The sequence below is a fragment of the Chroococcidiopsis sp. genome (assembly GCF_051657925.1).
Classification (GTDB): Bacteria; Cyanobacteriota; Cyanobacteriia; order Cyanobacteriales; family Chroococcidiopsidaceae; genus Chroococcidiopsis.
Map to the genome: position 1 here is coordinate 1 of NZ_JBOFLP010000330.1, position 3,041 is coordinate 3,041.

Sequence of the window (3,041 nt, forward strand, 5' to 3'; positions counted from 1 at the left end):
TCTTGCCCTTTAAACCTGCCAGCAAGCAACGCTCCTTCAAGGGATGCGATCGCCTTCGCCTGCTCGTTATCACACGGTTCTTCGTCCTCTATTATTCCCTCGCCAGTATCTTCATTGATGCCACGTTTGCGATCGCCCAAATACTCTACCGAATACGATCGCTCTTTCTCTTTATAGGGGTTGCCACCGTACAGGGAAAATATAGCTTTGCCACATACAGACTCAGAATTTGTTACTACTTCCTGCGGCTTGCGCTCGGCGGCGGGCGGTACGGTTTGCCCAGAATTAGAGCGCTCGAATAGTGAGGCGTTGTTGTCAGGAATAAGGCTTAATTGTTGACTTCTCTGGTTATCCTCAAACAATTCATCAGTCATATCCTCCGGTTTTACTTGACTACTGAAAAAGCTTGGATTTACTACCCCTGCTGTTTTGTAATTGCTGATGCGGTGTTCCCAAAAGTTATTAGGTTTTCGTTTCCAAGATTCGGTGCTAGTTTCTGCTAGTACCAATCCATCAGGTGTTACCCCTAGGGCATAACTCCAATCGGTATCTAATCCTGATAGCAGTTCGCCTTTGCTTCTATATCTAGTCGTATAAATCTTACTTACTCTATCCTTTGTGTCGTAGAAGTAATCTATAGTGTAAGTTTCAGCAAGGAATATTCCTGAATTACTGTAACCAGTGTTTCCAATTGAGTCTAAATACTCGTAATACTCTTTGAGAACTTCGCCCCTGACGCGGTAAACGTCGCCATAAACTTTAGTTAGCTTACCCTCCTCATTCGTTTCGTATTTGTAAGTTAATACTTCATAGAAAGACTCAATCAACGACGTTTTGAAAACTGATTGCGTGTTAGGCAAGATTAACCCAATTGGTTCTAGTTTTCTAGTTGTTCGCAGTAGCGTTCCCGTTCCTTCTGTATAGTTTTCAATAACACTTTGCTGCTCGAAAATAGTAACACCACTACCTAGTAAGGCTGGATCTATAACTTTAGGGTCGCCGTAGCGCTCAGAAAAAGTCCTAATTGGATACTTAGGGGTTTCACCAACTTGCCTACTTCCCCTCACCTCGATTACTTCCCTGGGCGATTCAGCATTACTTAGACGGCGATACCAAAGTTCTTGACCCGCATCTCCTCCAATTTGCCACTGCAAGGATACAGAATTATTTAGGGTGATTGGCTCTACTCTAAACACTTCATTTGCGTCTATCCGACCAAACCGCAGGCAAGCGTACAGTACCCGACCGCAGCATTCTAGATAGCTGCCGGAGATATCGAAGGGGTAGTATAGAGGGTAAGGTAGGCTATTTAATCCAGCGATCGCAGTTATGCCCGCTAACCGTAATAGCTCTTGTGCGATCGCGCTGCGGTCAGTAATGCGCGCTTGTTCTAAGTCTAGTTTCTTGGGATTGGTCGGGGCTTTGAACGATAGCAGAGATATTAAGCAGCCGCAATTTACTTGGGTTCTTCGAGTCTCGTAGTCCCACGACGAACTAAGTATCCGCAATGCTCCGCAGGGGTGTGGGCGTAATACACCTGTACTATCTGCTACTTGGATTCTTACGCTTTGCCCAATATTCCAGTCGGGGCTGAGGCGATCGTCTAAGGAGCCAGGTAAGTCACGAACTTGAGCGAGGGTGAAAGATGCGGTAGTTTTTACAAGTCCTGTTTGGTCGATGCTGTTTGTTGCCCAGTTGGTCGATTCGACTAAGGCAGGGGTGTAATCCTTTCCATTGACTAGAAATTGGTAGTTCCTCGTGCTGATGTTGATTGCCACTACGCAAGCACCTTAATTGTTTCTGCTAGTGTCAAACTCAACACATCAAGTCGCCCCTGCTCTACAAATTTGGGACCGTCCGTAATTGCAGTTTTAAACTTTGCATAGTAGCATAGGTACCCCTCAGCAATGCTATCGGTTGCAGTGTTCTCTACTATGGCTCGCGTAATGGGCGCTCTTTCTACCAATAAAGAAGTAGTGTCCTCAAGCAGAATATCTGCGTCCAACAAGTTGCGGCGGCGATAGTCAAATTCGGCTGCGATCGCTTCTATTAAGTTGCGTTGGGTGCGATCGCAATGGCAATTAAACGACCATAGGTGCTTTTGCTCATGGTAAGCACCGCCCAGCGCCACTGTTCCGGCTGCACTATATTCTACCGTTGCTGGGTTGACTCTTATTCGCGGGTAATCGGTATTGGTGAATTTGTCAAAGGTGACGGATAGGGAGCCAATAGAAAGCTTGAGCGGCATATCAAAGAAAGGCGCGATCTTTCCCTAAGATACCCGCACTTAATAGGTTTTGGCAAATGTCCACCAAAACGCAAATTGGTGGACATTTTTATGCAGATTGCTGTTCGCGTTCTAGCTTCTCTGCGATCGCTTCTCTTATCCAATTACTCAATTCGCTGCCATGCGCTGACCGTAGTTTGCTTTCCAACTCCAAGGGCAGTTTTACCCCTACTACTTTTCTTGATAACGCCTTAGCACCGTCTGGTTTAAATTTTGCCATAGTTTTCCCTCCAGTCCTAGTTTACCAGCACTAAAACTAAACTGGCAACTTCCTTTATTAGTTACAAAGGGAGGTAAACGAAAAATAAGTCAAAACAATTATTAACTTTGTTTGAGGTTCTTGCAATATCTGGTTAACCAGGCTATACTAATTAGAGACAGTATTATTAGAGCGATCGCCCCGTCAGCAAAACTAAGCGATCGCCCACCCATTAGATGGAGTTAATTGCATTATGCCACAGTTATTGACCGCACCAGAGGCAGTAGAAACAAAATCTGTAACTTACAGGTATTTTGTAGAGCTTGCAAGTATTGAGTCTTACGTAGATAGAGAGGGGTTTGACGTTCCAGCAGCCTACAGAACAATTGATGTAGTAGTGATGGAACCAACAAAGAACGCGATCGCACTTCTAATTAGTAGCTGTTCTTGGTTACAAGGTTGGCAGATGGTTTCCCATTGGGAGCCGGAATTGGAAGACGCACCATTTTAAGTAAATCCCCACCGCATCCGTTAAATGCGGTGGGTTCAAACAAA

Annotated in this window: 4 protein-coding genes; 1 reads left to right on the forward strand and 3 read right to left on the reverse strand. The window is 45.1% G+C overall.

Annotated features, from left to right (window positions below):
• The 3 genes from ACRC32_RS26455 to ACRC32_RS26465 form a co-directional block, all read right to left on the reverse strand.
• Positions 1–1,778: hypothetical protein (locus ACRC32_RS26455; protein ID WP_438556770.1), on the reverse strand; the 1,778-nt coding region annotated here is incomplete at its 3' end.
• On the reverse strand, positions 1,778–2,248 hold the full coding sequence (locus ACRC32_RS26460; protein WP_438556771.1) for a hypothetical protein: 471 nt from the start codon (positions 2,246–2,248) through the stop codon (positions 1,778–1,780). The genes ACRC32_RS26455 and ACRC32_RS26460, both read right to left, overlap by 1 nt.
• 88 nt (positions 2,249–2,336) lie before the next feature.
• Entirely contained in the window at positions 2,337–2,507 is a 171-nt protein-coding gene (locus ACRC32_RS26465; RefSeq protein WP_438553845.1) for a hypothetical protein, read from the reverse strand.
• 232 nt (positions 2,508–2,739) lie between these two features.
• Between ACRC32_RS26465 and ACRC32_RS26470 the strand changes: the two genes are divergently transcribed.
• Complete coding sequence (locus tag ACRC32_RS26470) at positions 2,740–2,997, forward strand: hypothetical protein (RefSeq protein ID WP_438556772.1); 258 nt, start codon at positions 2,740–2,742, stop codon at positions 2,995–2,997.
• Positions 2,998–3,041: the final 44 nt, after the last annotated feature.